Annotated in this window: 29 protein-coding genes, 1 pseudogene and 2 riboswitches; of the genes and pseudogenes, 17 read left to right on the forward strand and 13 right to left on the reverse strand. The window is 69.2% G+C overall.

All coding sequences use genetic code 11. From position 1 onward, the window contains the following. The first annotated feature begins 30 nt into the window (after positions 1-30). Positions 31-222, forward strand: coding sequence for a hypothetical protein (locus BVI061214_RS13815; protein WP_053767989.1), 192 nt, complete (start codon positions 31-33; stop codon positions 220-222). Here the strand turns inward: BVI061214_RS13815 and BVI061214_RS08275 are convergent. After that, a complete protein-coding gene (locus BVI061214_RS08275; RefSeq protein ID WP_053767990.1) occupies positions 192-794 on the reverse strand; it encodes a hypothetical protein in 603 nt (200 codons plus the stop codon). The genes BVI061214_RS13815 and BVI061214_RS08275 overlap by 31 nt on opposite strands. 66 nt (positions 795-860) lie before the next feature. On the opposite strand from BVI061214_RS08275, the gene BVI061214_RS08280 reads away from it, so the two are divergent. Genes BVI061214_RS08280 through BVI061214_RS08300 form a run of 5 tightly spaced genes read left to right on the forward strand, consistent with a single transcriptional unit; the run spans position 861 to position 4,346 of the window. Then, positions 861-1,913 (forward strand): Mrp/NBP35 family ATP-binding protein, encoded by a 1,053-nt coding sequence (locus BVI061214_RS08280; RefSeq protein ID WP_053767991.1) that lies wholly within the window; start codon positions 861-863, stop codon positions 1,911-1,913. Between the two features lies 1 nt (position 1,914). Beyond that, positions 1,915-2,511: a helix-turn-helix transcriptional regulator gene (locus BVI061214_RS08285; protein WP_053767992.1), complete on the forward strand. Its 597-nt coding sequence runs from the start codon at positions 1,915-1,917 to the stop codon at positions 2,509-2,511. A 4-nt stretch (positions 2,512-2,515) separates the two neighbouring features. Then, entirely contained in the window at positions 2,516-3,274 is a 759-nt protein-coding gene (locus BVI061214_RS08290) for a 50S ribosomal protein L11 methyltransferase (RefSeq protein ID WP_053767993.1), read from the forward strand. Between the two features lie 2 nt (positions 3,275-3,276). Further along, positions 3,277-3,963, forward strand: a complete 687-nt coding sequence (locus BVI061214_RS08295; RefSeq protein WP_053767994.1) for a 16S rRNA (uracil(1498)-N(3))-methyltransferase — start codon at positions 3,277-3,279, stop codon at positions 3,961-3,963. Continuing rightward, on the forward strand, positions 3,960-4,346 hold the full coding sequence (locus BVI061214_RS08300; protein ID WP_053767995.1) for a hypothetical protein: 387 nt from the start codon (positions 3,960-3,962) through the stop codon (positions 4,344-4,346). Before BVI061214_RS08295 ends, BVI061214_RS08300 begins: the two co-directional genes overlap by 4 nt. Here BVI061214_RS08300 and BVI061214_RS08305 read toward each other — a convergent pair. Then, positions 4,305-5,207 (reverse strand): AEC family transporter, encoded by a 903-nt coding sequence (locus tag BVI061214_RS08305; RefSeq protein WP_211256781.1) that lies wholly within the window; start codon positions 5,205-5,207, stop codon positions 4,305-4,307. The genes BVI061214_RS08300 and BVI061214_RS08305 overlap by 42 nt on opposite strands. Positions 5,208-5,216: 9 nt before the next feature. On the opposite strand from BVI061214_RS08305, the gene BVI061214_RS08310 reads away from it, so the two are divergent. The 3 genes from BVI061214_RS08310 (at position 5,217) to BVI061214_RS13825 (ending at position 6,719) form a co-directional block, all read left to right on the forward strand. Continuing rightward, positions 5,217-6,041 carry a Rossmann-fold NAD(P)-binding domain-containing protein gene (locus BVI061214_RS08310; protein ID WP_053767997.1) on the forward strand — a complete coding sequence of 275 codons (825 nt, stop codon included), beginning with the start codon at positions 5,217-5,219 and terminating at the stop codon, positions 6,039-6,041. 131 nt (positions 6,042-6,172) lie between these two features. Next, positions 6,173-6,454 carry an IS5 family transposase gene (locus tag BVI061214_RS13820; RefSeq protein WP_082333137.1) on the forward strand — a complete coding sequence of 94 codons (282 nt, stop codon included), beginning with the start codon at positions 6,173-6,175 and terminating at the stop codon, positions 6,452-6,454. Positions 6,455-6,464: 10 nt separating this feature from the next. Then, complete coding sequence (locus BVI061214_RS13825; protein ID WP_428843225.1) at positions 6,465-6,719, forward strand: transposase; 255 nt, start codon at positions 6,465-6,467, stop codon at positions 6,717-6,719. Between the two features lie 175 nt (positions 6,720-6,894). Here BVI061214_RS13825 and BVI061214_RS08325 read toward each other — a convergent pair whose 3' ends face one another. The 4 genes from BVI061214_RS08325 to BVI061214_RS08340 are packed head-to-tail and all read right to left on the reverse strand — an operon-like array spanning position 6,895 to position 11,016. Continuing rightward, a complete protein-coding gene (locus tag BVI061214_RS08325) occupies positions 6,895-7,803 on the reverse strand; it encodes a zinc-binding dehydrogenase (protein ID WP_053767998.1) in 909 nt (302 codons plus the stop codon). 9 nt (positions 7,804-7,812) lie between these two features. Then, positions 7,813-8,619: a carbohydrate ABC transporter permease gene (locus BVI061214_RS08330; RefSeq protein ID WP_053767999.1), complete on the reverse strand. Its 807-nt coding sequence runs from the start codon at positions 8,617-8,619 to the stop codon at positions 7,813-7,815. Further along, entirely contained in the window at positions 8,619-9,728 is a 1,110-nt protein-coding gene (locus BVI061214_RS08335; RefSeq protein WP_053768000.1) for a carbohydrate ABC transporter permease, read from the reverse strand. The genes BVI061214_RS08330 and BVI061214_RS08335 overlap by 1 nt, the downstream gene beginning before the upstream one ends. Positions 9,729-9,780: 52 nt before the next feature. Beyond that, positions 9,781-11,016, reverse strand: a complete 1,236-nt coding sequence (locus BVI061214_RS08340; protein ID WP_053768001.1) for an ABC transporter substrate-binding protein — start codon at positions 11,014-11,016, stop codon at positions 9,781-9,783. 193 nt (positions 11,017-11,209) lie between these two features. Beyond that, positions 11,210-11,368, forward strand: a riboswitch (cobalamin riboswitch). Between the two features lie 133 nt (positions 11,369-11,501). Here BVI061214_RS08340 and BVI061214_RS08345 point away from each other — a divergent pair. The 6 genes from BVI061214_RS08345 (at position 11,502) to BVI061214_RS08370 (ending at position 16,049) form a co-directional block, all read left to right on the forward strand. Continuing rightward, positions 11,502-12,356, forward strand: coding sequence for an ABC transporter substrate-binding protein (locus tag BVI061214_RS08345; RefSeq protein WP_053768002.1), 855 nt, complete (start codon positions 11,502-11,504; stop codon positions 12,354-12,356). After that, positions 12,353-13,381 (forward strand): FecCD family ABC transporter permease, encoded by a 1,029-nt coding sequence (locus BVI061214_RS08350; RefSeq protein ID WP_053768003.1) that lies wholly within the window; start codon positions 12,353-12,355, stop codon positions 13,379-13,381. The genes BVI061214_RS08345 and BVI061214_RS08350 overlap by 4 nt, the downstream gene beginning before the upstream one ends. Next, the gene (locus BVI061214_RS08355) at positions 13,368-14,120 is read left to right on the forward strand and encodes an ABC transporter ATP-binding protein (RefSeq protein ID WP_053768004.1); all 753 of its coding nucleotides are present in this window, start codon (positions 13,368-13,370) and stop codon (positions 14,118-14,120) included. Before BVI061214_RS08350 ends, BVI061214_RS08355 begins: the two co-directional genes overlap by 14 nt. Then, the gene (locus BVI061214_RS08360; RefSeq protein ID WP_003048655.1) at positions 14,101-14,430 is read left to right on the forward strand and encodes a hypothetical protein; all 330 of its coding nucleotides are present in this window, start codon (positions 14,101-14,103) and stop codon (positions 14,428-14,430) included. Before BVI061214_RS08355 ends, BVI061214_RS08360 begins: the two co-directional genes overlap by 20 nt. A 228-nt stretch (positions 14,431-14,658) precedes the next feature. Beyond that, the gene (locus BVI061214_RS08365; protein WP_053768005.1) at positions 14,659-14,886 is read left to right on the forward strand and encodes a DinB family protein; all 228 of its coding nucleotides are present in this window, start codon (positions 14,659-14,661) and stop codon (positions 14,884-14,886) included. Further along, positions 14,883-16,049, forward strand: a complete 1,167-nt coding sequence (locus BVI061214_RS08370) for a serine hydrolase domain-containing protein (RefSeq protein ID WP_053768006.1) — start codon at positions 14,883-14,885, stop codon at positions 16,047-16,049. The genes BVI061214_RS08365 and BVI061214_RS08370 overlap by 4 nt, the downstream gene beginning before the upstream one ends. Before the next feature lie 20 nt (positions 16,050-16,069). Here BVI061214_RS08370 and BVI061214_RS08375 read toward each other — a convergent pair. Both BVI061214_RS08375 and mntR read right to left on the reverse strand, forming a co-directional pair. Beyond that, positions 16,070-16,537 (reverse strand): annotated as a pseudogene (locus BVI061214_RS08375) (threonine aldolase family protein); the annotation flags it as partial. Between the two features lie 4 nt (positions 16,538-16,541). Next, the gene (gene mntR, locus BVI061214_RS08380) at positions 16,542-17,201 is read right to left on the reverse strand and encodes a manganese-dependent transcriptional regulator MntR (RefSeq protein WP_053768007.1); all 660 of its coding nucleotides are present in this window, start codon (positions 17,199-17,201) and stop codon (positions 16,542-16,544) included. Positions 17,202-17,224: 23 nt separating this feature from the next. Here mntR and BVI061214_RS08385 point away from each other — a divergent pair, with 23 nt between their 5' ends. Beyond that, positions 17,225-18,802 (forward strand): gamma-glutamyltransferase family protein, encoded by a 1,578-nt coding sequence (locus BVI061214_RS08385; protein ID WP_053768008.1) that lies wholly within the window; start codon positions 17,225-17,227, stop codon positions 18,800-18,802. Here the strand turns inward: BVI061214_RS08385 and BVI061214_RS08390 are convergent. The 5 genes from BVI061214_RS08390 to BVI061214_RS08410 all read right to left on the reverse strand — a co-directional run bounded on the left by BVI061214_RS08390 (position 18,799) and on the right by BVI061214_RS08410 (position 24,250). Then, positions 18,799-19,680 carry a DUF72 domain-containing protein gene (locus BVI061214_RS08390; RefSeq protein WP_053768009.1) on the reverse strand — a complete coding sequence of 294 codons (882 nt, stop codon included), beginning with the start codon at positions 19,678-19,680 and terminating at the stop codon, positions 18,799-18,801. The genes BVI061214_RS08385 and BVI061214_RS08390 overlap by 4 nt on opposite strands. Before the next feature lie 100 nt (positions 19,681-19,780). Then, positions 19,781-22,228 (reverse strand): COG1470 family protein, encoded by a 2,448-nt coding sequence (locus tag BVI061214_RS08395; protein ID WP_053768010.1) that lies wholly within the window; start codon positions 22,226-22,228, stop codon positions 19,781-19,783. A gap of 4 nt (positions 22,229-22,232) precedes the next feature. Further along, positions 22,233-22,835 carry a hypothetical protein gene (locus BVI061214_RS08400; protein ID WP_053768011.1) on the reverse strand — a complete coding sequence of 201 codons (603 nt, stop codon included), beginning with the start codon at positions 22,833-22,835 and terminating at the stop codon, positions 22,233-22,235. Further along, positions 22,820-23,563 (reverse strand): COG1470 family protein, encoded by a 744-nt coding sequence (locus tag BVI061214_RS08405; RefSeq protein WP_248841741.1) that lies wholly within the window; start codon positions 23,561-23,563, stop codon positions 22,820-22,822. Before BVI061214_RS08405 ends, BVI061214_RS08400 begins: the two co-directional genes overlap by 16 nt. A gap of 75 nt (positions 23,564-23,638) precedes the next feature. Next, the gene (locus BVI061214_RS08410) at positions 23,639-24,250 is read right to left on the reverse strand and encodes a hypothetical protein (protein ID WP_053768013.1); all 612 of its coding nucleotides are present in this window, start codon (positions 24,248-24,250) and stop codon (positions 23,639-23,641) included. 17 nt (positions 24,251-24,267) lie between these two features. Continuing rightward, positions 24,268-24,354, reverse strand: a riboswitch (cyclic di-GMP riboswitch). Positions 24,355-24,417: 63 nt separating this feature from the next. Between BVI061214_RS08410 and BVI061214_RS08415 the strand changes: the two genes are divergently transcribed. Then, positions 24,418-25,380 (forward strand): YbgA family protein, encoded by a 963-nt coding sequence (locus tag BVI061214_RS08415; RefSeq protein WP_053768014.1) that lies wholly within the window; start codon positions 24,418-24,420, stop codon positions 25,378-25,380. The last annotated feature ends 11 nt before the right edge of the window (positions 25,381-25,391 follow it).

The raw sequence follows: 25,391 nt of genomic DNA on the forward strand, positions 1-25,391 counted from the left end.
TTTACCCGGGAGCGCTAGGATGGGGCTACCATGGGCGAAGCGGCCCAGCCTCGGCCCTTGAGCCTCGAGGCCTACCTGGAGTGGGAGGCCCAAAGCCCCGAGCGCCACGAGCTGGTGGAGGGGCATGGGATCCACACCGAGGGCCAGGTGTTTCTGCCCTGCGTGGATGCCCCCTTGGACCTCCACGCCCTCTACGAAGACGTGGAGCTGGAGAGGGCGTAGAGGTAGTAGCGGCCGTCTCCCAGATGGAAGAAGGCCTCCTCGTAGGCCAGGCCCTCAACGGGGGTCTCGGGCGGGATGGGAAGGAAAAAATCCCCCACGCGGATGCCCTCGGGGAGGACCTCCAAAGGCCCCTGGGCCAACTTTTGGCTTTCCCCTTCGGGGTCGTTCAAGGGGGTGAGGAGGAGGCGGACGGGGAGGCCCTTAAGGCTTTGGAGGACGTTGGTGGGGTCCTGGAAGGGGGCCTTGTGGAGGAGGCGTTCCTCCACCTCGGCCACCTCCCCCAAAAGGGCGTAGCGGTCCAGGGGCAGGAGGGCCTTCCCGCTTTCCAGAAGGACGAGAAAGCGGGCCCGGTCCTCTTCGGAGAGGAGGATGGGGGCTTTTCCCTGGCCCACCCTGGGGTCCTGGTCCAGCCTGCCTTTGAGGAGGGCTTTCGCCGCCTCCAGGGCCTCCTCCCGCGTGGGGTAGAGGCTGTAGGGGTTCACCTTAAAAAGGAGCTCCAGGCCCCTGGGCCCCTGGACCAGCCAGGCCAGGTGGAGCTCGTAAAAGCGCTTCTTCTGCCACTCGGGGTACACGCTAGGAGTATAAGTGTGAGGCCGCGCCTTGCCCAAAACTTCGCCCTGGTATAGCCTAGGCCCGGTATGGCGCTTTCCGAAGAGCGGGTCCTCGAGGCCCTGAGGGGGGTCATGGACCCCGAGCTGGGCAAAGACCTGGTCTCCTTGGGCATGGTGGGGGAGATCCGCCTGGAAGGGAATAAGGCGGACCTCCTCATCCACCTCACCACCCCGGCCTGTCCCCTAAAGGGCCAGATTGAGGCCGACATCCGGCGGGCCCTTTCGCCTCTGGGCCTGGAGGAGGTGCGGGTGCGCTTTGGCGGCGGGGTGCGCCCTCCCGAGCAGTACCCCATCCCCGGGGTCAAGCACGTGGTGGCGGTGGGCTCGGGCAAGGGCGGGGTGGGGAAGAGCACCGTGGCCGCCAACCTGGCCCTGGCCCTGAGCCGCGAGGGCGCCCGGGTGGGCCTTCTGGACGCCGACCTCTACGGCCCGAGCCAGGCCAAGATGCTGGGCCTCGAGGGGGAGAGGCTCAAGGTGGACGGAAACCGCAAAATCCTCCCCCTGGAGGCCCACGGCATCAAGGTCCTCTCCATCGCCAACATCGTCCCCCCGGGGCAAGCCATGATCTGGCGGGGTCCCATCCTCCACGGCACCATCAAGCAGTTTCTGGAGGACGTGAACTGGGGGGAGCTGGACTACCTGGTGGTGGACCTCCCCCCGGGGACCGGGGACGTGCAGCTTTCCCTGACCCAGCTCACCCGGGTCTCGGGCGGGGTCATCGTCACCACGCCCCAGGAGGTGGCCCTCATGGACGCCGAGCGGGCCGCCGACATGTTTAAGAAGGTCCAGGTGCCCGTTCTGGGGGTCCTGGAGAACATGAGCGCCTTCCTCTGCCCCCACTGCGGCAAGCCCACCCCCATCTTCGGGGAGGGGGGCGGAAGGCGGCTTGCCGAGAGGCTCAAGACCCGCTTCCTGGGCGAGGTTCCCCTCACCCTTTCCCTTCGGGAAAGCGGGGACAAAGGGCTCCCCATCGTGGCCGCTGACCCCGAGGGCCTCGAGGCCCAGGCCTTCATAAGGGCGGCCAGGGAGCTCGCCGCCGCCCTAAGCGTCCAGGCCTTCATCTCCCTGCCCATGGCCTAGAATGGCCCTCCTTCTGGAAGGCACCAAGGAAAAGGTTCTGGAGCTCCTCAGGGCCCGGCCCCTCACCGCCAAGGAGGTGGCCGAGGCCCTGGGCCTGAGCCGGGCCGCCGTGGGCAAGCACCTCCAGGACCTGGAGGCCCGGGGCCTGGTGCGCTCCGAGGTGCGGCGCTGCTCGGGCCGGGGCCGCCCCTACCGCCTCTACCGGGCCCAGGACGGGGAGAGCCCCTACGCCCTCCTCTGCCGGGACGTCCTGCAGGGGCTGGAGAAGGCCTTGGGCAAGGAGGGGGTGGTGGCCTTTTTGGCCCAGCGGAACCTGGTCCGCCTGGCTCCCCTGGACCTGAGGGGCCTTCCCCCGAAGGAAAAGCTCACCCGGCTGGCCCGGCGCCTCAACGAGGAGGGGTACGAGGCGGAGGTGGTGGAGGAGGAAGGGCGCCTTTACCTCTGCCAGCGGCGCTGCCCCAAGCTGGCCCTCTCCCGGGAGCACGAGGCCTTGTGCCAGGGGGAGCTTCTGGCCTACCAGGAGCTTCTGGGCCTGCCCCTGGTGCGGGAGGAGCGGATCGCCGAGGGGGGAAGCTGTTGCCGCTACCGGGTAGAATGACGGGGTGTGGGTTTACCGCCTGAAGGGCACGCCCCTGGAGCTGGACGCCCTCATCCCCGAGCTTTTTGACCGGGGGGCCCGGGGGATCCTGGAGGGGGAAGGGGAGATCCTGGCCTACTTTCCGGCCAGAACGGACTTGCCCTTTGGCGGGGAATGGGAAGAGCTTCCCGACGAGGACTGGATGGAGGCCTGGCGGCGGGACCTGAAGCCCGCCCTGGCCCCGCCCTTCGTGGTCCTCGCCCCCTGGCACGCCTGGGAGGGGGAGGGGATTCCCCTGGTCATTGAGCCCGGCATGGCCTTCGGCACCGGGCACCACGAGACCACGCGCCTCGCCCTCATGGCCCTGGCCCGGCACCTTTCCCCCGGGGAAAGGGTCCTGGACGTGGGCACGGGAAGCGGCATCCTGGCCATCGCCGCCGAGAAGCTTGGGGGGAAGGCCCTGGGGGTGGACGTGGACCCAAGCGTCCTCCCCCAGGCCGAGGCCAACGCCAGAAGAAACGGGGTCTATCCCCAGTTTCTCCTGGGGAGCCTCGAGGCCGCCCTGCCCCTGGCCCCCTTCGGCCTCGTGGTGGCCAACCTCTTCGCCGAGCTCCACGCCGAGCTCGCCCCCCTTTACCGGGAGGCCCTCGCCCCCGGGGGGCGGCTTCTCCTCACGGGCATCCTCGAGGAGAAGGCCCCCCTGGTGCGGGAGGCCATGGCGGGCCTCACCCCCCTGGAGGAGGCGGCCGAGGGGGAGTGGGTCCTCCTAGCCTACAGGAGGTGAGGGTGCGCCCCCACCGCGCCTATAGCCCCGGCCTCACCGGCCTCCTCCCCCTGGAGGAGGGCCGCCACCTGGTGGAGGTGCTGAGGGCCGGGGTGGGGGACCGCTTCACCGTCTTTGACGAAAGCCGCGAGGCCCTGGCCGAGGTGGTGGACCTGGGCCCCCCGGTCCGCTACCGCATCCTGGAGGAGAGGAGGCCCGAGCGAGAGGTGGGGGTGGAGGTGGTCCTCTACGTGGCCCTCCTCAAGGGGGACAAGCTTTCCGAGGTGGTGCGGGCGGCCACGGAACTCGGGGCCACCAGGATCCAGCCCCTCATCACCCGCCACAGTGTGCCCAAGGAGATGGGGGAGGGGAAGCTAAGGCGGCTAAAGGCCATCGCCAAGGAGGCGGCCAAGCAGTCGGGGAGGCTTCGGGTGCCCGAGGTCCTCTCCCCCATCCCCCTGAAGGCGGTGCCAGAGGTGGAGCAGGGCCTCGTGGCCCACGTGGGAGCGAGGGCTTTGGTGCGGGAGGTCCTGGACCCGAACCGGAATCTCTCCTTGGCCGTGGGGCCGGAAGGGGGCTTCGCCGAGGAGGAGGTGGCCCTCCTTGAGGAGCGGGGCTTCGCCCCGGTGAGCCTGGGGCGGCGGATCCTCAGGGCGGAGACGGCGGCTACTGCCCTTTTGGCCATAGTGACCGCCGGGGAGGGGCGGTGAGGGGGCTTCTTCTTCTCCTCCTTCTCCTTTCCGCCTGCCGCTACACCTTTTTGCCCCTGGACCCGGGAAGGCCCCCGCTCCCGGAGAGGCCTTTTGTGGTGGCGCGTCTCCTCAAGGATGGGGAGGAGGCCAGGCTGGTCCTGAGGGTGGAGCGGCTTCCCGGGCCCGGGTACCTGCACCTGAAGTGGTACCGGGAGGGGGATCTCCTCCTGGAGAAGGCCCTTTTCCTGGAGGGCCCTGGGGTCCAGGAGGCCCGCTTTCCCCTGAAGGAAGGCTACCACCGCCTGGTGGGGCTTTGGGCGGGAGGGGTTCTTTTCCAGCTGGACCTGGGCACGCCCCTTCTACCGGACCCCGATGAGGAAGAGGATCAGGGGAACCGTTAGGAAGGCCAAGAAGGTGGAGACCACCACGCTTCGCCCTATGCGGGCCGCGTCCTTGCCAAACTCCCGGGAGAGCAAGAAGGCGTTGACGGCGATGGGGGTGGCGGACTGGAGCACCAGGACCTGGTGCTCCAGCCGGGGGAGGCCGAGGAGAAGCCCCGCCAGATAGGCGAAAAGGGGGGCCACGAGGAGCCGTAGGCCGCTCGCCCAAAGCTCAAAGGCTCCGAGCCGGAAGGGGGTTTGGGCCATCTGCGTCCCCAGGGTGAGGAGGAGGACGGGGATGGCGGCCTGGCCCATGAGGCGCACCCCCTCCTCCAGGCGGAAGGGGAAGACCACCCCCAGGCCCCGGAAGAGGAGGCCCAGGACGAGGGCGTAAAAGAGGGGCAGGCGCAGGGTGAAGCGGAGGCCCTCGAGGACCCCTCCCCCCCGGATGAAGGCGGGTCCCAGGCCGAACATGAGGACGCTGGAGAGGATGAAGTAGACCACGGCCAGCCCAAGCCCCACCTCCCCCAGGGCGAAGTAGGTGAGGGAAAGCCCCATGTTGCCGGAGTTGGGGAAGAGGGCAGCGAGGGCCAGGCTCTTGGCCGCCTCGGGGCTCTCCCTAAGGAGGCGGCCCAGGAGGGCCACGAAGAGGTAAAGACCCAGGTAGGTGAGGAGGAAGCCCAGGGTGAGGCCCAAAAGCCCTTCCCGGGAGAACTGGGCCCGGTACATGGCGTCAAAGATGAGGGCGGGCACCAGGAGGTAGACGGTGAGGCGGGAGAGGGTGGGGAGGTCCATGGCCATCCGCCGGCCCAAAAGGTAGCCCGAGAAGACCACCAGGGCCACGGGGAAGACGGTGTTGAGGAGGGCTTCCATGTGGGGCATTCTAGAGGCATGGGAGGCTATAGGGCTTTGGCCGAGGCCATCCGGGGCGTCCTCCTGAGGGGCGGGGTGGCCCCGAGGCGCCAGGTCCTCCCCATCCCCGGCGGGGCCTTTCTGGTGATGCCGGCGGCCGACGAGGAGGTGGCGGTCTGCAAGCTGGTCACGGTGCAGGAGGGACAAGACCCCATGGTCCGGGCGGAGGTCTGGGCCAGGCGCTTCTCTACGGGGGAGGTCTTCCACCTCCCCGGAGAGGAGATCACGAAAAGGCGCACCGCCGCCCTCTCCCTTCTCGCGGCCCAGGTCCTGGCCCCGAGGAAAGCGGGGGCCCTCCTCATCGTGGGCCCCGGGGCCCAGGGGGAGGCCCATCTGGAGGCCTTCCTCGAGGCCTTTCCCCTGAGCCGGGTCTACGTGCGGGGGAGGGGGAGGGCAAGGGTGGAGGCCCTTCTGCGAAAGGCCAGGGCGATGGGCCTCGAGGCCCTGGAGTGGACGGGGGAGGAGGTCCCGGAGGACGTGGCCTTCCTCGTCACCGCTACCCCTAGCCCCACCCCGGTCCTTCCCGAGAGGGTGCCCCCCGGGGTCTTTCTGGCGGCGGTGGGCGCCTACCGCCCGGAGATGCGGGAGGTGCCGAAGGCCCTGGTGGAGCGGGCCGCCCTCTACGTGGACACGGAGGACGCCCTCCTGGAGGCCGGGGAGCTTCAGGGGGTAAAGAGGCCCGCCATCCCCCTAAAGGAAGCCCTTTTGGGGCGGCGGGCGGAAGGGGAGTTCGTCCTCTTTAAAAGCGTGGGCCACGCCCTCTTTGACCTGGCGGCGGTGCGGGCCCACCTGGGGCTACCCTAATACCACCTCATGTTGGCGCAAGCCAGCATGGGGGCCCCGGCAAAAGGTTCCGAAACAAGGGTATAAGTGGCCGTCTACCCCTTTGTTCGCAAGGCTTAGAGGCTGTCGTAAAAGGGTGGTATCCTTGAAGGGTGCCTTTTAGACGATGTTACCCCAGCGACCTAACCGACGAGGAGTGGGCCCTCCTGGAGCCCCTCATTCCCGCCCCCAAGCCCGGCGGCCGGCCCGCCAAGGTGTCCAGAAGAGAGATCATGAACGCCATCCTTTACGTCCTGAAGAACGGCATCCCCTGGCGAGCCATGCCCCATGACCTGCCCCACTGGTCCACCGTCTACCACTACTTTCGCCAGTGGCAGAAGGAGGGGGTGTGGGAGAAAGCGGTGCAAGCCCTGGTCCGCCGGGACCGGGATTGAGACCTTCCAGGTGCGGGGGCTTGGCCGGGTCCGGAAGGGGGTACGGGGGGTCTGGGTGCGGGAGGGGGCGGAGGTGCCGGAGATTCCGCGGGAGCGTGGGTTCAAGCCTTTACCTAAGCGGTGGGTGGTGGAGAGGACCTTTGCCTGGCTGGGGCGGAACCGGCGTCTTGCCAAGGACTATGAGGAGAACCCTCGGGTAAGCGAGGCCTGGGTCTATCTGGGCATGCTACGATTGTTGGTGAAGCGGCTAGCCAGGGCCGCGTAACTGCCCCTGGAGGACTTTTACGACAGCCTCTAAGTACCCGCACTTTGGTTTCGCAACATGGGGTGCCCAAACCGGGGCTAAGGGTTTTTCTGGGGCCCCCACCGTGGTTTTTGCCGCGGCGGGGTACTTAGATGCGCTTGGAGCCTCCGCCGTGGCAAAAGCCGCGGCGGGGCATTTAGAGGCGGACCACGATCTTGCCGGTGTGGCCCCGGTCCAGAAGGGCCTGGAAGGCGGCCTCGGCCTCGGCGAAGGGGAAGACGGCCCCCACCACGGGCCGCATCTCCCGGCCCAGGCGGGGGAGGAGGAAGCCCAGGGCCTCCTCCAGAAGGGGCCTTTCCCGGAGGAGGGGGGCCAGCCAGAAGCCCAGCACCGCCAGGTTTTTGCGCATGAGGCGGAGGGGGTTGATGGGGGCCACCTCCCCCTCGGCGGCCCCGATGTAGACCAGGCGGCCCCTGGCCTTGAGGAAGTCCAGGCTTTCCTCCACCGCCTTGCCCCGCACCTCTAGGACGAGGTCCACGCCCCCCAGTTCCCGCACCTTCTCCGGAAGGGCCTCGTAGGTGGCGAGGGCGTCCGCCCCCAGGGCCTGGACCAGGGGGAGCTTTTCCGGCCTCGAGGCCGCTCCCAGCACCCTAAGCCCCAGGGCCTTGGCCACCTGCACCGCCGCCGTGCCCAAGGCCCCCGCCGCCGCCTGGACCAGGACCCACTCCCCGGGCCTGGCCTGGGCCCGCACGAGGGCCAGGTAGGCGGTGAGGAAGGAGACGGGAAAGGCGGCGGCCTCCTCCCAGGAGAGGGCTTCGGGAAGGGGAAGAAGGGCCTCCTCCGGCACGGCCACCCGCTCCGCCAGCGCCCCATAGGGCATCAGGGCCGCGTACCGCCTTCCCCCCACCCTCCCCACGGCCTCCATCCCCGGGGTGAAGGGGGGGCGGACCCGGGTCAGGTACCCCCCGAGCCGCATGAGGTGGTCGGCGAAGTTGAGCCCCACCGCCTCCACCTCCAAAAGGACCTCCCCCGGGCCCGGCACCGGCTCCGGCGCCTCCTTCAAGACCATGGGCCCTTCTAACCTTTCCTGCACCCAAGCGCGCATAGGCTCAGTTTATCCCTTTACTGAGCCCGCCAGGAGGCCTCGCAAGAAGTAGCGTCCCAGGAATATGTAGACCAAGAGCGTGGGCAAGGCCGCCAGGATGGCCCCGGCCATGGGCAGGTTCCACTTCACCGCCTCGCCTCCCGCCAACTGGGCTAGGGCCACGGTGATGGGCTGGCTCTCGGGCCGGGTGAGGGTCACGGCGAAAAGAAACTCATTCCAGATCTGCGTGAACTGCCAGATGGCCACCACCACGAAGGCGGGGGCGGAAAGGGGCAGGATCACGTGGCGGAAGACCCCGAAGAAACCGGCCCCGTCTATGCGGGCCGCCTCCACGAGCTCATCGGGGATCTCACTGTAATAGTTCTTGAAGATAAGGGTGACGATGGGGATACCGTAGACCACGTGCACCAGGACCAGGCCCCAGAGGGATCCATAAAGCCCGATAGCCTTCACAAACTGGAAAAGGGGGATGAGGATGCTCTGGTAGGGGATGAACATCCCGAAGAGCATGAGGGCGAAGAGGAGGTTGGATCCCCTAAAGGGCCACTTGGCCAGGACGTAGCCGTTCAGGGCCCCCACCAGGGCCGAGAGGAGGGTGGCGTAGGTGGCCAGCACCAGGCTGTTTTGGAACTTGGGCCGGAAGGCCTCCCAGGCGATGCGGAAGCTTTCCCAGTAGACGGGGTCGGGCCAGCGCCAGACGGTGTCCAGGGTGATCTTGGCGGGCTCCTTCAGGGCGGTGAGGAGGACCAGGTAGACGGGAAGGAGGAAGAACAGCGTGACCAGGACAAGGAAGGCGTAAAGCAGTACACGGCCCATCAGCGCCGCACCTCCTTTTTCAGCTGACTTGCCAGGTAAGGGATCACCACTACCGCCACCAGGAGGAGGAGCAGGATGCCGATGGCCGCGCCCTTGGCGAACTGGTTGCCTCGGAAGGCCAGCAAGTACATGTAAATGGCGGGCACGTCGGTGGGGGCGTAGTCTAGGCCGGCCATGGCGAAGATGAGGTCAAAGATCTTCAGGGCGATGTGCCCCAGGACGATCATGGCCGAGAGGGTGATGGGGGCCAGCATGGGGAGGATCACGCGGCGAAGGAGCTGCCACTCGCTGGCCCCGTCCACCTTGGCGGCCTCAATGACCTCCACCGGGATCCCCCTGAGGCCCGCCAGGTAGAGGGCCATGGTGTAGCCGGACATCTGCCACACGGCCGCCAGGATGACCCCGATCAGGGCTAGGCTGAAGCCGTGGGGTTCGGGGTAGGGGAGGAGCTGGACCCGCTGGCCCAGGGTGAAGGCCCAGAGGAGAAGGACCCCTCCCGAGGCCAGGCCCCAGAGAAAGCGCCTTCTCTCCCCCTCCCCGCGGGCCTTAAGGGCCACGTAGAGGAGAAGGCCCCCCACTACCAGGGCGGTGAAGAAGGGGAGGTGGTTCCAGTCAAAGACGAACACCTGCTCCCGGGTGGTGAGCCAGGGGAAGGAGAGGGGGGGCAGGCCGAAGAGTGTGGGCAGGACGTTGACGCCGCCCTGGGGCTGGAGAAGCCAGCGCCAGATGGTCCCGGTCACCACAAAGGAGAGGGCCATGGGGAAGAGAAAGACCGTGCGGAAAAACCCCTCCCCCTTGGGGGCCCGGTCCAGGGCCAAGGCCAGGAGGAAGCCCAGGCCCAGGCTTCCCGCCATGAAGAAGACCGTGAAGAAGATGAGGTTGACGACGCTTTGCCGGAAGCGCACGTCCACGAATCCGGTGAAAAGCTCCCGGTAGTTTTCCAAGCCCAGGAAGCGGAGCTGGGGGTGGAGGGCCAGGGCCTGGGCCGGGTCCTTTCCCCAGTCGGTCAGGGAGACCCAGAGGTTCTGCCCGATGAAGCCGTAGACGAAAATCCCCACGGCCACCAAGGAGGGGAACAGGACCAAAAAAGCCGCGATCCGGTCGCGCATGGTTCCTCCAAGAAACCCGCGGGGGCCGGGGGCCCCCACGGGCTTTTGGGAGCTAGCGCCCGAGCCCCACCTGGTTGGCGATGGCTTGGGCCGCGTTGGCCGCGGCCTGCGGATTCTTGCTCTGGAGGAAGATTTCCATCACCGTGCCGAACTGGCTCATGAAGCTCTCGGGGGCCACGGCCCCGTGGACCAGGGAGCCCACGATGCGATTAGACTGCCAGTCCTTCATGGCGGACTGGCCGTAGGCGTTGTACTTGGCGGGGTCGGAGTCCAGCCTGGCGGCGATGGAGCCCTTCAAGGGGTTGAAGGTGTCCTGGCCCTCTTTGGAGCCCACCAGCTTCAGCCAGTTGATGGCGTTCTGCCGGTTCTTGGCCCCCTTAGGCAGGCCGAAGGAGTCGGAGAGCATCATGAAGACCCCGGAGGTACCGGGGGAAGGGGCCCAGGCGAAGTCGGTGCCGGGCTTCAGCTTCAGGGTGGTGCTCATGTAGCCCGCCGCCCAGTCCCCCATGACGTTGAAGGCGGCCTGGCCCTGGACCACCCGGTCCACGGCCTGCTGCCAGGAGAGGCCGGCGGCGTCCTTGTTGGCGCAGTCCAGCACCTTGCCGAAGGTTTCCCAGACGGCCACGGCCTTGGGATCGGTGAACTTCAGCTTGCCGTTCCAGAGGTTGTTCCAGCCCTCGGGGCCCAGGATACCCAGGGCCACGCTCTCCCAGAGGTGCTGCTGGGTCCAGTTCTCCCCCAGGGCCAGGGGGGCCTCGAGGCCCTTCTTCTTAAGGGTCTGGCAGGTGGCCAGGAACTCGGCCCAGGTCTTGGGCGGGGTGACCCCCCACTCCTTGAGCTTGGCGGGCATGTACCACATGACGTTGGAGCGGTGGATGTTGACCGGAACGCTCCAGATGCCCCCCTTGTAGGAGATGAGGTCCAGAAGTCCTTTGGGGAAGGCCTTGAGCCAGCCCTCCTGCCGGAAGAGGGGGGTGAGGTCCTCCATGCGGTCCGCCACCACCCAGGTGCCGATCAGCTCCATCCCGGCGTGGACCTGGAAGGTGTCGGGGGGGTTGCCGCCCAGCATCCGGGTCTTGAGGACCGCCTTGGCGTTACCCCCCGCCCCGCCGGTCACGGTGGCGTTGATGACCTCCACCCCGGGGTACTTTTGCTTGTAGAGCTTGATGAGGGCCTCGAGGGCCGGGCCCTCGTCCCCCGCCCACCAGGAGAAGATCTCCAGTTTGCCCGTCTGGGCCAGGGCGCCGAGTCCCAGGGCCACGCCTACCGCCAGAAGCCACCTTTTCATAACCTCCACCTCCTCTTGTGCCGCGGACTTTCGGCCCGCAAGCCGGCCAACGCACCCGAGGGACCAGGTCACTTTAAAGCGCTGGGTTAGCGGCGCTGGTTCCTCGGTACCCACTTAACTCCCTCCGCCTACCCCTTGTCAAGGTATGGGGGCAGGGCGTAGCCTTGGGGCAAGGCCCGCTAGGGCCCCAAAGCCAGGTCCCGTATGCCCTGGTGCCTGGGCGCGTAGTCCAGGCTTAAAGTGGGGAAGTCCGGTGCAAGTCCGGCGCTGTCCCGCAACGGTAACCGGTCCCGCTTCGTGCCCTTCAACGCAGACCGGAAGCCCGAATGCCTGCCAGGGCCGCCCGCCTTTCCCCGAGGCGGGCACCTCACGCGGATGGGGGAGAAGTGGGGGCGAACGGCCTTTTGCCTTTAGCCCCTGCCTCCCGGCAGGGGCTTTTCCCTACCTCCCCTGGACCTGGCCCTAGCGGCCTTAGGGAGGTAGGCATGAAGCGAGTGCTGGCGTTCCTTTCGGTCCTTTTGGCTTTGGCCCTGGCCTTTCCCCTCACGGTCACCGACGACCTGGGGCGTACCGTCACCCTCAAGGCCCCGCCCAAGCGGATCGTCACCATGCTCCCCTCGGTGACGGAGACGGTCTGCGCCCTGGGGGCCTGCGACCGGATCGTGGCCACCGACGACTACTCCGACTGGCCCGAAAGCGTGAAGCGCCTGCCCAAGGCCGGGGGGCTTTACAACCCCAACCCCGAGCTGATCGTGAGCCTGAAGCCCGACCTGGTCCTGGTCTCCAAGTACGGCAAGCTCTACGAGACCCTGGAGCGGGCGGGCCTCACCGTCTACGCCGTCCGGACCGAGACCTACGAGGACATCTTCAAGACGGTCCGCGCCTTGGGGAGGCTGCTTGGGCTTTCCTCCGAGGCCGAGCGGCTGGTGGCCCAGATCCAGAAGGAGGTCTACGGGGAAGAGGCCCGGGCGGCCAAGGCCAAGGGCCGCCCCCGGGTCTACTACGAGATTGACCCCACGCCCTACACCGTGGGTCCCGAGAGCTTCATCGGGGTCCTCATCGCCAAGGCCCGGGGGGTCAACATCGTCCCCAAGGAGCTGGGCCTCTTCCCCAAGATCAGCCCGGAGTTCGTCCTGGAGAAAAACCCCGAGGTGATCGTGGCCACCTACCCGGGCGCCTTGGAGACCATCCGCAAGCGGCCGGGCTGGGACCGCATCGCCGCCGTGCGCCAGGGGCGGATCTGCGTCTACACGGGCGGGGAGGACAGCCTCCTCTCCCGCCCCGGCCCCCGGGTGGCCCAGGGCCTGAGGCTTTTGGTGGACTGCTTCCACAAGCCATGACCCTTGCCCTGCCCCTGGCCCTCAGGCGGAGCCTGGTCTTCGCCTGGCTCCTCTTCCTGCTCCTCCTGGCCTTGGTCCTGGGGGTGGCCCTGGGGGCGGTGGCCCTCTCCCCGGGGGAGGTGGTGCGGGCCCTTCTTGGGTGGGAGGAGAACCCCATCGTCACCCAGCTCCGCCTGCCCCGGGTCCTGGGGGGGATGCTGGTGGGGGCCGCCCTTGGGGTGGCGGGGGCGGCCTTTCAGGGGCTTTTTCGCAACCCTTTGGCCGACCCCTACCTGATGGGTTCCGCCTCGGGGGCGGCCTTCGCCGTGACCCTCTTCGCCGCCCTTTTGGGGGGGCTTTCCCCCGCCTTCGCCCAGCACGCCGTCTTCCAGCACCTGCCCCTTTCCGCCACCTTCTTCGGCTTTTTGGGGGCCCTTCTCGCCACCCTCCTCACCCTGGTCCTGGCCGGGGGAGTGGCCCGCACCCACGAGCTGGTGCTGGCGGGGGTGGTGGTGGGGAGCGTCCTCACCGGGGCCACCACCTACCTGATGATGCAGGACGCCGACCGGGTGCGGGCGGTCTTCGCCTACACCCTGGGGAACCTGGCCTTTCTGGGCTGGCCCTCGGTGCGGGTCCTGGCCCTCATCTTCCTGCTGACCCTGCCCCCCCTCCTCCTTCTGGGCCGGGCCCTGAACGCCCTCCAGCTGGGCGAGGAGACGGCGAGGAGCCTGGGCCTGCCCCTGGAGGCGTTAAAGCTCACCCTGCTCCTCTCGGCCAGCCTCCTCACGGCGGGCGCCGTGGCCCAGGCGGGCATCATCGGCTTTGTGGGCCTGGTGGCCCCCCACGCCCTAAGGCGCCTTCTCGGCGAGGACTACCGCCTCCTCCTTCCCGCCAGCGCCCTGGGTGGAGCGGCTCTCCTTTCTCTGGCCGACCTTCTGGCCCGCACCCTCACCCGGCCGGCGGAGCTTCCCGTGGGCGTGGTGACCACCCTCCTCGGGGGGCCTTTCTTCCTTTACCTCATGTGGAGGCGGCGTGGCTGGGCTTGAGGCCAGGGGGCTTTGGGGGCCCCACGCCCTTAAGGGGGTGGACCTCGCCCTAAGGCCAGGGGAGTGGCTCGCCCTCCTCGGGCCCAACGGGGCGGGGAAGACCACCCTCCTTAGGGCGATGGCGGGCCTCCTCCGCCCTCAGAGGGGGGAAGTGCTCCTGGAGGGGAAGCCCCTAAGGGCCTACGGCAGCTACGAGCGGGGGCGGCTCCTCGCCTACCTCCCCCAAGGGGGGCCCTACCCCGAGGGGCTTCTGGTGGAGGAGGTGGTGCGCCTGGGAAGGCTTCCCCACCTGGGGCTTTGGGGCCGGGAGGGGAAGGAGGACGGGGAGGCGGTGGCCTGGGCCCTCGAGGCCACCGGGGCCGCCCACCTCCGGGGGAGGCTTCTTGGGACCCTTTCCGGCGGGGAGCGGCAGCGGGTCCTCCTGGCCCGGGCCCTGGCGGCGAAGCCCAGGTACCTCCTCCTGGACGAGCCCACCACCTTTTTGGACCTGGAGCACCAGGTGGGGGTGGTAGCCCTCTTGAGGCGCCTGGCGGAGATGGGCCTCGGGGTCCTTGCCGTCCTCCACGACCCCAACCAGGCGGCGTTGGCCCACCGGGTGGCCGTGGTGCATGGCGGGCGGGTGGTGGCCCAGGGCAGGCCGGAGGCGGTCCTCACCGAGCCTCTCCTCCAAGGCCTCTACGGCCCTGGGGTCCGGGTGGCCCACCTTGGGGGAAGGCCCCATGTCTACCTGGACGGATAGGGCTAGGCTTTTTGTGAAGGGCAAAGCCTTCCTCCTGGACCTGGGAGCCGAGGTGGACCTTTACACGGAAAGGGGGCCCAGGCGGGCCCGCTACCTGTTGGTGGGCCAGGTCTCCCCCCTCGAGGCCCTGCGCCTGGGCCTTCCCCGCCACGGGGTCCTCCACTACCCCATGCCGGTGGACCCCCTGGACTTCGCCTGGGAAGGGGGGACTCTGGCCTTCCCCGGGCTTCGGGTTTACCTGGAGGGCCCTCCGGAGTTCGTGGAAACCCCCTACTACGCCTGGGTGGTAGGATGGCCCCCGTGGACCTAAAGGGGTTTTGCGCCTACCTCCTCTGGTCCAGGGAGGCCCTGGAGGGGGTTTCCGAAGAGGCCCTGGAAAGGCCCCTGGTGCGGAAAAGGCTCAGGAGCGTGAAGGCCCTTCTCCTGCACACGGCGGTGGTGGTGGACGCCTGGCTCCACGAGGACATCCTCAGGGCCCCCATGGTCCTCGCCCGTTTCCCGGAGGGGGAGGGCTTGCCCCGGGAGGTACCAGGAGGCCGTGGGCCGGGCCACCGGGGCCTCTCTCCAGGGCCCGGTGGACGAGAACCAGGTGGTGGCCCTGCACGACGCGCCCGAGAAGCGCTACCCCCTGGGGGACCTCCTCTGGCACGCCTCCTTGCACGAGGCGCGGCATGGGGCCCAGGTGGCGCTTCTTCTACGCGTTCTGGGGCAGGAGCCCCCCGCTTTGGGCCTCTTTTTTCCTGAAGGCGAAAGGAGGCCAAGGTGAGGTTTTCTAGACTGGACGCTTACCTGAGGCGGGCGGTGGAGGAGGGCTGGCTTCCCGGGGCCGTGGCCCTGGTGGCCCGGGAGGGGGAGGTGGTCTTCCAGGGGGTCTACGGCCTCCTGGACCCCGAGAGGGGCCTACCCATGCGGGAGGACGCCCTCTTCCGCCTTTACTCCATGACCAAGCCCTGGGTTTCCGCCCTGGCCCTCACCTTCGTGGAGGAGGGGGCCCTTGCCCTCCAGGACCCCCTGGAGAAGTACCTCCCAGGCTTCGCCCACCTCCAGGTGGGGCGGGAGGTGGGGGAGGAAGTGGTCTTAGAGCCCCTCAAGGCCCCCATCACCCTCTACGACCTCCTGCGCCACACGGCGGGCTTCACCTACGGGGTCTTTTTCCGCTCGCCGGTCAAGCGCCTCTACCTGGAGGCGGGGGTGGACCGGTACGACCTGGACCGGGAAACCTTCCTGGAGAGGCTTTCCCGGATTCCCCTCCGGTTCCAGCCAGGGGAGACCATGGAGTATGGCCTTTCCACCGATGTCCTGGGCCACCTCCTGGAGGCGTTCTCGGGGAAGTCCCTGGCCGAGCTCATGGAGGAGCGGGTCTTTGGGCCTCTTGGCATGAGGGACTCCGGCTTCGTGGCCAAGGACCCCGCCCGCCTAGCCCAGCCCTTCCCCAAAGACCCGGAGACCGGGCGGAGCCTCCGCCTCCTCCCCGTGGAGGGAAAGCCTCCCAGGTACGCCGGGGGCATGGGGGGTGTGGGGACGGCCTGGGACTACCTCCGCTTCCTCGAGGCCCTGCGCCTGGGGCGGGGCCTCCTCGCCCCGGCCTTTTGCCGCCTCATGACCCAGGACCACCTGGGGCCTCTGGCCTATGAGGGGATGCGCCGGGGGTCCGAGTACATGCCGGGGCCGGGGTACGGCTTCGGCCTGGGGGTGGCGGTGAGGCTTTCCGGCATGGGCCTGGCCCCGGGGAACCCCGGGGAGTGGAACTGGGCGGGCTTTGGCGGCACCTACTTCTTCGTGGACCCGGGGATTGGGCTCACGGCCCTCCTTATGGCCCAGGCCCCCAACCTCCTCTCGGTCCTGGAGCCGGAGAGGGCCCTCCATTCCCGCTACGGGAGCCGCCTCTGGCTCACCTTCCGCGCCCTGGTCTACGGGGCTTTGGACTGAAGGGCCCTGTCCACCGCCTCCAGGGCCTGGACCGCCTTCTGCGCCTCCAGGGGCACCACCCGGCCCCCCGCCAGGTTGTGGGTGTTCTCCAGGGCGATGAGGCCCGTGGGGGCCTGGAAGGGGCCCCGGCGGATGGCCCTCTTAAGGGCCTCGAGGTCCGGCACCCCGCCAGGGGCGGACACGGCCCGGACCAGGGCCCCGGCCAGGAGGGCGGGGGCCCCAAGCTCGTACTCGTAGAGGTGGGCCCCCTCCGGGGCCAGGACCTCGCCTCCCCGGGGCAGGTGGAGGAGGAGGGCCACCTGGTTGGCCATGGTGCCGGAGGGGAAGAAGAGGGCCCTCTTAAAGCCCAATAGCTCGGTGGCCAGGTCCTGGAGACGGTTGACCGTGGGGTCTTCTCCGTAGACGTCGTCCCCCACCTGGGCCTCGGCCATGGCCCGGCGCATGGCCGGGGTGGGCCGGGTCACGGTGTCGCTCCTCAGGTCTATCACGCCCCTAGCCTAAGGGCTCCACGGCCACCCCTTGGGCTAGCTCCAGGGGGAGGAGGTAGACCTCTCCTCCCACCCTCACCCGCACCCCGGTCTCCTTGTCCAGCACCTCCAGGAAGGCTCCCGGCACCAGGCCCAGCCGGGCGAGGAGGTTCAGGGTGCCCCGGTCCTGGGCCAGGGCCCGGGCCACCCGGGCCGGCCCCAGGGGGGCCTGGTCCAGGGTGAGGCCTCGCCCCTGGGGCAGGGTCAGGTCCCGGGTGGGGATGGGGTCCCCATGGGGGTCAAAGGGGGGGTGGCCCAGGGCCTCGGCGATGCGCTCCTCCAGCTCCTCGCTGATGACGTGCTCCAGCCTCTCGGCCTCCTGGTGGACCTCATCCCAGCCGTAGCCCAGGGCCTGGTGCAGGTAGGCCTCCAGGAGGCGGTGGTGGCGGAGGACCTCGAGGGCTACCCTTTGCCCGGCCTCCGTCAGCCTGGCCCCCCGGTAGGGGAGGTGCTCCACCAGGCCCAAAGCGGAAAGCTTCTTCAGCATCTCCGTCACCGAGGGGGGCTTGACCCCAAGGCGCTCGGCCAGGGCCTGGGTGGGGACGGGGCCTTTCAGGGCCTCCTCGAGGGCGTAGAGGTGCTTGAGGTAGTCCTCCTGGGCCTCGGACAGGGGCGGGCGGGCCATCCCCCTCAAGGTAGCATGGGGGCATGGACCTCACCCACTACCCCTACCCCTCCCGCCGCCACGTGGTCCTGGGGAGGCGGGGGGCGGTGGCCACCAGCCAGCCCCTGGCGGCCTTGGCGGGGATGGAGATGCTCTTGAAGGGGGGCAGCGCCGTGGATGCCGCCATCGCCATGGCCGCCTGCCTCACCGTGGTGGAGCCCACCTCCAACGGCATCGGCGGGGACCTTTTCGCCATCGTCTGGGACGGGGAGCTCCACGGCCTGAACGCCTCCGGCAAAAGCCCCCTGGCTCTCACCCCCGAGAAGCTTCCCGAAGGGCGGATGCCGGAGAGGGGCTGGCTTCCCGTCACCGTGCCCGGGGCGGTCTCCGGCTGGCGGGCCCTGCACGAAAGATGGGGGAGGCTTCCCTTCATGGAGGTCCTGGCCCCCGCCATCCGCCACGCCGAGGAGGGCTTTCCCGTGGGGCCGGAGACGGCTAGGGCCTGGCGGCGGGCGGAAGGGGTGTACCTTCCCCTCAAAGCCCCCGAGTTCCAGGCCTTCCAGGAGGTCTTCTTTCCCCATGGCCGGGCCCCCCGGGCGGGGGAGGTGTGGCGAAGCCCCCTCCACGCCAAAACCTTGCGGGAGATCGGGGAGAGCTACGGGGAAAGCCTCTACGGGGGCCCGCTGGCCCAGGCCCTGGCCGCCTTCAGCGGGGCCACGGGGGGGCTTCTCACCCTGGAGGACCTGAAGGCCCACGCCCCCGAGTGGGTGAAGCCCCTCGCTACCACCTACAAGGGCCTCACGGTCCACGAGCTTCCCCCCAACGGCCAGGGGGTGGCCGTCCTCCTGGCCCTGAACATCCTGGAGGGGCTGGACCTCCGTCCCGAGGACCCCATGGGCTACCACCTGCAGATTGAGGCCATGCGCCTGGCCCTGGCCGACACCTACCGCTTTGTGGCCGACCCCCGGTTCATGGAGCTGGCCCCTGAGGCCTTCCTCTCCAAGGCCTACGCCGCCGAGAGGCGGCGCCTCATCGGGGAGAGGGCCCTTCCCCTGGCCCTTCCCGGCCTCAAGCCCGAGGGGACGGTTTACCTGGCGGCGGCGGACGGGGAGGTCATGGTCTCCCTGATCCAGTCCAACTACCAGGGCTTCGGCTCCGGCATCCTGGTGCCGGGGACGGGGATCGCCCTGCAGAACCGGGGCCTGGGCTTCGCCCTGGAGGAGGGGCACCCCAACCGGGTGGGGCCGGGAAAGAGGCCCTTCCACACCATCATCCCGGGCTTCCTGACCCGGGAGGGGAAACCCTTGGGGCCCTTTGGGGTCATGGGGGGGTTCATGCAACCCCAGGGGCACGTGCAGGTGGTCCTGGGCCTGGCGGACTTCGGCCTCAACCCCCAGGCCGCCCTGGACCGGCCCCGGTGGCAGGTGGTCCCCGGGGGGGAGGTCCTCCTGGAGCCCGGCATCCCCCAGGCCACGGCCCTCTTCCTCAAGGACCTGGGGCACAGGGTGCGCTACGAGGCGGAGTACGGCGCCTTCGGGCGGGGGCAGGTGATCCTCCGGCTGGAGGAGGCCCTTTGCGCCGCCTCCGACCCTCGGGCGGAGGGCCTGGCCCTGGCCCTCTAAGGGAGTCCCAGGAGGCGCTTCAGGCCCAAGGCGGCCTCCACCCCCTGGGTGCCGTAGTTGTTGTTGAAGATGACGAAGACCCTTTCCGCTCCCTTGGCCAGGGTGCGGGTGGCCTGGGCCAGGTCCTCGAGCTCCTCCTCGCTGTAGCGCCAGTTGAAGCGCTCGTAGGGCCTGGTGTGGGGGCCCTTCCAGGTTTCGGCGTTGCGGCCGTGGCAGCGGAGGACGGCCACGGGGTGGGTGGCCTCCAGGACCCGGGGCGGGGCCTCGGGGTGGGGAGGCGCGTCCACGCTGACGTGGATGAGGCCCAGCCGGGAAAGCTCCCGCTTGACGAAGCCCCAGGCCACGTACCACTTGGGGTTGCGGAACTCCACGGCTACCCAGTAGCCCCGGGTCCTCTCCGCAAGCCTCTCCAGGTACTGGAAGCTCCTGGGCTTGGGCTCGGTCCAGGGGGGGAGGCCGAAGTGGAGGTAGCCCAGCTTGCCCGAGGCCTTCAGGGGCTCCAGGGCCAGGAAGAAGCGTTCCCAGGCCGCCTCCACCACCTCCTCCGGCACCTCCCGCTGGGCCAGGTGCCCCTCCTGCCTGGGGAGGAGGGCGCGGAGGTCCTTGGGGAGGGCGCCGGCCTCGAGGCCGTGGCCGGTGAAGGCGGAGTAGGCCTTGACGTGGAAGAGGAAGCCCTCGGGGGTCCTCTCCACCCACTTGGCCACCACCTCCTTCTTGGGCAGGGCGTAGAAGGTGCTGTCCACCTCCACGGTGTCAAAGAACCGGGCGTAGTAGCGGAGGCGCTTCTCCGGGTCCCGCCTGGCCTCGGGCGGGTACCACCCGGACTGAAGCAGGGTCTCGTCCGTCCAGCTGGCCGTGCCCACCCGGATTTCCGCCACGCCTTCAGTTTAAGTACCCCGCCGTGGCTCTTGCCGCGGCGGGGGCCCCAAAGAAGCGCATCCGAGGCTCAGGGAAGGCTTTCTGTGGGGAAGAAGCCATTTAGGGCGAAAGGAGGAGGCGGACCCTCGTCCTTACCTCCTTTTCCCCCTGCCAGGCCCGCACCTCGAGGGGCAGGGCGAGGAGGCCCGCCAGGGGGGAGGCCCTGGCCGCCAGGGTCTGGGTGAGGGCGAGCTTCCCCACATAGACCCAGGGAGGCCCCTCGCCCACGGCCTCCAGGGCGAGAAGCCTTTCCCCCTCCAGGTAGACCTCGGCCCCCTGGGCGGGGAAGAGGGCCTCCACCCGCACCTCCACCTCTTGGCCTAAGGAGGCCCTGGGGGGCGAAAGCCTCACCTGGAAGAGGGGCCTTCCCGGGTCCACGGGTACCAGGCGGCTTTCCACCTTCCCGCCCGCCGCCACCCTGAGGGCCAGGGAGCCCTGGGCCTCCCACGGCGCCTGGAAGTGCAGGAGGACCCCTTCCTCGGTCCTCTCCCTCCGGAGAAGGGGCAGATCCAGGAGCTCCGCCTCGGCCACCTCCCGCACCAGAACCCGCCCCACCTCCCCCGGGGCCAGGGCCGCGGGCCACTCCACCCTGAGGGGCCTCGCCTCCAAAAGCCTCTCCTCGGGAACGGGGGTGAAGGTGAGGGCGAGCTCCTCCTCGGTTAGGGGAGGCAGGTTCAGGGAAAGCCCCTCCGCCCGGTAGCCCCTAGGGGCCACGGGCTCCACCCGGTAGGTTCCCGGGGGCACCACCGCCCGGTTCCCGCAGGCCACGAACACCCCCACTTCCCCCACCAGGTAGGCCCCCTGGCCCGAACCCTCGCACCGGAGGCGCACGGCCCCCGCCGGGGTGAGGGCCACCCGGTAGGGGCCTTCCCCGGGGCGGACCCGGACCTCCCCCGGCAGGGCCAGGAGGCCCGGGGGTGGGTCTATCCGCAGGGCCTCCCCCTCCCGGCGGACGTAGAGGCGGAAGCGCCCCTCGGCATCGGTGACCGCCTGGCCCCTCCTCCCCCCTACCCGGGCACCCGCTACCGGCTTCCCCAGGACCTCCACCCGCCCCTCCACTGGCGCTTCCTCGTACCCGCCCAGGGCCAGGGTAACGGGTTCGGGCACGGGGAGGCGGAAGGCGTAGCTCCCTGCCAGGGCCAGACGAAAGTCCCCGTCGTACCGCCCTTCCAGCCTCAGGGCGTAAGGGCTATCCCGCCACTCCAGGAAGAGAAGCGCCCTCCCCGGGCTCAGGTCCAGGCTTCCCGAAAGCGCTCCCTCCCGGTACCCCAGGCCGAGGCCAAAGGAGGCCTGGGGCAGGAGGCTCCCCCGGAAGGCCAGGGTGAAGGGGGAAAGGGGGTAGGCCAGGGCGAAGCCCAGCTCCGGCCCTCCGGCGTACCCTCCCTGAAGGGCGTAGGTGAGGTTCATCTGGGGTGTAGGGGCCCCAGAGCGACCGGAGAGGGTGCCCGTGTGGGCCATCCGCAGGGAAGGCCCCGCCGGGCCGTACCCCGCCTCGCCCCGCCACCCTCCCCAGGCCAGGCCCCCGTAGAGCCCCCCTTCGTAGCGGGCGTAGAGGTAAAGGTCCCCGTGGCGTTCCAGGCGTAAAGAGGCTTCCGAAAAGGACCGGAAGGTCCAAGGGAAGTTAGCCCCAAAGGTGTAGGTGCCGTCGGCGTAGCCCAGGGCGAGGGAGGTGGGGGAGAGGCGCAGGCGGTAGGTCTCTCCCGGCGTGTAGGTCCATTCCAGGGCCCAGGGGTAGGCCAGGGAGAGGGCGTGGGGGCCTTCCCGGTAGCCCACCTCCCCCCCCAGGGTGGGGAGCAGGCTAAGCCGCCCGCTCCAGGGCCCCGTGCGCAGGGCGAGGCGCAGAGCGTCCGTCCCCCCCAGGAACCCCACCCCCACCTCCCGGGAGAGGGGGCCCTCCAGGGAGAGGCGGAAGGCGGGAGGGCCCTGGCCCAGGCTTCCCTCCAGCCGTCCCTGGAGGGCGTAGGGGAGGGGGCTTCCCCCTTCGGGGAGGACCTGAACGAGGTAGAGGGCCCGCTTCTCCCCGAAGAGGAGGGCCAGCTTCAGGAGGCCGAAGCCAGAGAGGGAGAGCGCCACCTCTCTTTCCTCCCCCGGGGCCAGGGTGAGGCTCACAGGGCTAAGGTTCACCTCGCTCCCCTCGGCTTGGGCCAGGTGGACCCTTTCGGCCACGTTCCCCCGGTTCCGGAGGAGGAGCCGGAGACTCCCTCCGTAGACCTCCCGGGGGACTCTCGCCTCCAGGTCCCTTATGGCCTCCACCTCCACCTTCTGGCAGACCTCCGTTCCCCCCCTGGGCCTGAGGCACACCCGGTAGGAGCCCGGTGGGGCCTCCTTGGGAACCTCCACCACCACGAGAAAGGGTCCCTCCCCAGGGCTCGGCGTGAGGAGGAGGGGGAGGTCCGAGGCTACCTCCACCTCCCCAGGGGGTAGGCCCAGGAACGGGAGGACCAGAACCTCCCCGGGCCTCGCCGCCAGGGCCAGGGAGAGGAAGAGGAGGGCGAGGATGGGGCGCATGGGATCAGTCACCCTGGACCTCGTACGTGAGGGTGAGGGCGCCTGTGGCGGGCAGGGGGGGGAAGAGGTCGTGGGGGCTGACCTCGACCCAGTAGTAGATGTGCAAGGTGGCGGTGGTGTTCCTCCGTATGTCGGCGAGGCGCCGGTTGTAGGGGACGGCGGAGAGAAGGGTGGGCGTGGGCGCGAGGCTCGTGGCGTTTCCGGAGATGACCTGAACCATGACGTAGAGCCTCGAGGTCCAGTCCACGGGGAGGGAACCGGAAACGCCCGTCACCCGCAAGCAGAACCTCCTCCCCGCCCCGCAAAGCGTCCCTCCCCTTATCGGGTCCCGGTTTGGGGTCCGCACCGTGCAGGCCATCCGGTACACTCCCCCGGGCGCTCCCGTCACCGCCGTGGGGAGGAAGCGCATGGGACCCGTGCCGTCCAGGAGGAGGAGGTAGGAGGCCAGGTTGGCCACGTAGTAGGGCTGTCCCGCCACGGTGGCCTGGGTGAGGGAGCCGGGGGCGGAAAAGTCGTATAGCAGGTCCGTGGCGTCGCAGTTCACGCTCTGGCCCAGGGCCTCGGGAAGGAGGAGGGCGAGGAGGAAAAGGCTCAGGGCACGGCCCATACGCCCTCCGCTGCGTAGCGCCCGTAGGCGCTTTCCAGGATCAGGACCACCCGGTACCGCCCTGGGGGAAGGGGCGCTTCCGGCTCCAGGGCGAGCTCCCGGTATCCCCCGGGGAAGACGGGGAGCTCGGCGATGGGGAGGCGGGCCACCTCCTTCCCCTCCCCGTCAAAGACCCGGGCCTCCCCTGTGACCCTTTGGAGGACGTTCCCGGGGTTTTCCAGCAAAAGGGGAAGGGCCTTCCCCTCGCCCCCTACCTTGGCCCGGAGGGCGGGGCGCTCCGTTCCCCTCAGGGTGAGGTAGACGGCGAGGCCCAGGGAGGGGCTGGCGGTGATCCGGAGGCCTCCCAGGCCCGTGGGCCTGGGCCCTGCGGTGAAGACCACCAGGCAGGCCAGGGTGCCCTCGGCTCCGGGCGGGGCCTTCAGGGTGAGGCGGACTTCGGCGGTCCCCCTTGGGGGCACGGTGAAGGCCGTGGGGGTGGCGGTGAGGTGGGGGCAGAGGTTGCGCTCGGGGCTTTCCGCCACGTCCCCTTGGGGCGTGAGGGCGAAGGGCCTTAGGGCTACGCTGAGGGCTTCCTCCCGGTCCAGGCCGTTCCGCATCCGGACCACTTCTGTGACTTCTCCCCCAGGGGGCAGGACCAGCTCCAGCCGGGCGGGGGAGAGGGCGAGGTCCACCTGGGCCAGGGCCTGGGTCAGGAGGAGGCCCGTGAGGGCGACTAGGGGGCGCTTCATGGTTTCGTTTCCCCTTTTAAGCATACAGGCCGCTTCCGGCCTGGGCAGGAAGCGGCCACGGAAAACTCCTAAGGCCTAGGGCGAGGTGAGGAGGAGGTTGACGGTGATCTGTTGGTTGATGCCCGCGAGAGGAATATCGTCGGTGATGTCCATGGTGAAGAGGTAGTAGAGCTTGTAGACGCTCCTCCCCTGGCCGCCGCTACCGGCGTTGAAGAGGGTGAGAGGGCTTGCGGCCGTGATGGGGGTGGGGGTGGTGGTCCAGGAGGCCCCCTTGCCGCTCACCTTCTCGGCGAAGACCTTGACCCGGCCGTTGCCCAGGGTGAGGGTCCCGCTGATGGAGTCGATCTTCACCGTCCACTGAGCTCGGTTGGTGCGGACGGTCACCGTCCCGTAGTCCCCGAGGTCGTTCTCGGCCGCATCCCTGATGGACGTGGGGGCGAAGTCCTGGGTGCCGCTAGCGGTGTCCAGGAAGGTCAGGTAGGCGGCCCAGGAGGCCTTGGTGTAGGGAGTTCCACCTATGGTAACCGTACCCGATGCGCTGGCATCGCCAAAGTCGAACAGGTAGTCGGTGGCGTCCAGCGTGAGCTGGAGGACGGAGGGGATGTTCACGGTGACCTTGGGGCTAGCGGTCTGCGCCAGGCTCAGGCTTGCCAGAAGGGCCATGAGGGCAACCAGCTTCCTTTTCATCTCTGCACCTCCTAAAGGGCTTTAGGGGCCGGTTGCGCCACTGGCTCCCCCTCGGCCCATGGCGCCCATCTTGGGCTCGAGGGTTCATCGCCTCCCCTCAGAGGACAATATTACAGGGCCGTGTGAAAGCCGTGTGAAAATGCGAGGCCAGCCCTTAGCATAAGGCCATGGAGGCCCCGAACCCCTCCCTGGAGGCCTGGCCCAGGCCCCGCCTGGTGGTGAGCGCCTGCCTGGGCTTCGCCGCCGTGCGCTACTCGGGAGAGCTGATCCCCGACAAGGTTGTGGCCGCCCTGAAGGCGCACGTGGACTTCGTGCCCGTCTGCCCCGAGGTGGAGATCGGCCTCGGGGTGCCCAGGCCCACGGTGCGCCTGGTGCGGGGCGAGGATGGGCCCAGGATGGTCCAGCCCAAGACGGGGGAGGACCTGACGGAAAGGATGCGGGCCTTCAGCCGGGCCTTCCTCTCCGGCCTGGGGGAGGTGGAGGGCTTCATCCTGAAAAACCGCTCCCCCACCTGCGCCCTCAAGGACGCCAAGGTCTACGCCTACGCCGACCAGGGGGGCGCCGTGGGCCACGGGCCCGGCCTCTTCGCCCAGGCGGTGATGGCGGCCTTTCCCCTCCTGCCCAAGGAGGACGAGGGGCGGCTCACCAGCGCCCGCGTCCGGGCCCAATTCTTCACCCGCATCTTCGGCCTGGCCCGGCTTAGGCGACTTGGGGACCTGGGCGAGCTCATGGCCTTCCACGCCCGCTACAAGCTCCTCCTCATGGCCTACAGCCAGAAGGAGACCCGGGCCCTGGGCCGGCTTCTGGGCGAGGCCCGGGGGAAGGCCTTTCGGGAGGTGCTTCGGGCCTACGAGGAGGGCTTCCTCAGGGCCACGGAAAAGCCCTACCGCCTGGGGGCCATGGCCGATGCCCTTCTCCACGCCTTTGGCTACTTTAAGAAGGGCCTAAACGCCCGGGAGAAGGCCCACTTCCTGGACCTTTTGCTGGACTTCCGCGAGGAGCGGGCGCCCCTCGAGGCCCCCCTGGCCCTCCTCCATTCCTGGGCGCTCCGCTTCGGCCAGGAGTACATAGAAGCCCAGGCCCTCCTGATGCCCTACCCCAAGCCCCTCATGGACCTGAAGAGTTCCTGAGCGCCCCGCCG

Origin of the sequence: Thermus aquaticus (genome assembly GCF_001280255.1) — a bacterium.
Lineage (GTDB): Bacteria > Deinococcota > Deinococci > Deinococcales > Thermaceae > Thermus > Thermus aquaticus.

Bases quoted from the DNA above. Each gene is read 5' to 3' on its own strand.
- BVI061214_RS08400 (WP_053768011.1), bottom strand. From the start codon at position 22,835: ATGGGCCGTGCCCTGAGCCTTTTCCTCCTCGCCCTCCTCCTTCCCGAG.
- BVI061214_RS08305 (WP_211256781.1), bottom strand. From the start codon at position 5,207: ATGCCCCACATGGAAGCCCTCCTCAACACCGTCTTCCCCGTGGCCCTG.
- BVI061214_RS08280 (WP_053767991.1), top strand. From the start codon at position 861: ATGGCGCTTTCCGAAGAGCGGGTCCTCGAGGCCCTGAGGGGGGTCATG.
- BVI061214_RS08415 (WP_053768014.1), top strand. From the start codon at position 24,418: ATGGAGGCCCCGAACCCCTCCCTGGAGGCCTGGCCCAGGCCCCGCCTG.
- BVI061214_RS08350 (WP_053768003.1), top strand. From the start codon at position 12,353: ATGACCCTTGCCCTGCCCCTGGCCCTCAGGCGGAGCCTGGTCTTCGCC.
- BVI061214_RS08340 (WP_053768001.1), bottom strand. From the start codon at position 11,016: ATGAAAAGGTGGCTTCTGGCGGTAGGCGTGGCCCTGGGACTCGGCGCC.
- BVI061214_RS08410 (WP_053768013.1), bottom strand. From the start codon at position 24,250: ATGAAAAGGAAGCTGGTTGCCCTCATGGCCCTTCTGGCAAGCCTGAGC.
- BVI061214_RS08330 (WP_053767999.1), bottom strand. From the start codon at position 8,619: ATGGGCCGTGTACTGCTTTACGCCTTCCTTGTCCTGGTCACGCTGTTC.
- BVI061214_RS08345 (WP_053768002.1), top strand. From the start codon at position 11,502: ATGAAGCGAGTGCTGGCGTTCCTTTCGGTCCTTTTGGCTTTGGCCCTG.
- BVI061214_RS13815 (WP_053767989.1), top strand. From the start codon at position 31: ATGGGCGAAGCGGCCCAGCCTCGGCCCTTGAGCCTCGAGGCCTACCTG.
- BVI061214_RS08360 (WP_003048655.1), top strand. From the start codon at position 14,101: ATGTCTACCTGGACGGATAGGGCTAGGCTTTTTGTGAAGGGCAAAGCC.
- BVI061214_RS08395 (WP_053768010.1), bottom strand. From the start codon at position 22,228: ATGCGCCCCATCCTCGCCCTCCTCTTCCTCTCCCTGGCCCTGGCGGCG.
- BVI061214_RS08325 (WP_053767998.1), bottom strand. From the start codon at position 7,803: ATGCGCGCTTGGGTGCAGGAAAGGTTAGAAGGGCCCATGGTCTTGAAG.
- BVI061214_RS08385 (WP_053768008.1), top strand. From the start codon at position 17,225: ATGGACCTCACCCACTACCCCTACCCCTCCCGCCGCCACGTGGTCCTG.
- BVI061214_RS08335 (WP_053768000.1), bottom strand. From the start codon at position 9,728: ATGCGCGACCGGATCGCGGCTTTTTTGGTCCTGTTCCCCTCCTTGGTG.
- BVI061214_RS08405 (WP_248841741.1), bottom strand. From the start codon at position 23,563: ATGAAGCGCCCCCTAGTCGCCCTCACGGGCCTCCTCCTGACCCAGGCC.
- BVI061214_RS08310 (WP_053767997.1), top strand. From the start codon at position 5,217: ATGGGAGGCTATAGGGCTTTGGCCGAGGCCATCCGGGGCGTCCTCCTG.
- mntR (WP_053768007.1), bottom strand. From the start codon at position 17,201: ATGGCCCGCCCGCCCCTGTCCGAGGCCCAGGAGGACTACCTCAAGCAC.
- BVI061214_RS08285 (WP_053767992.1), top strand. From the start codon at position 1,915: ATGGCCCTCCTTCTGGAAGGCACCAAGGAAAAGGTTCTGGAGCTCCTC.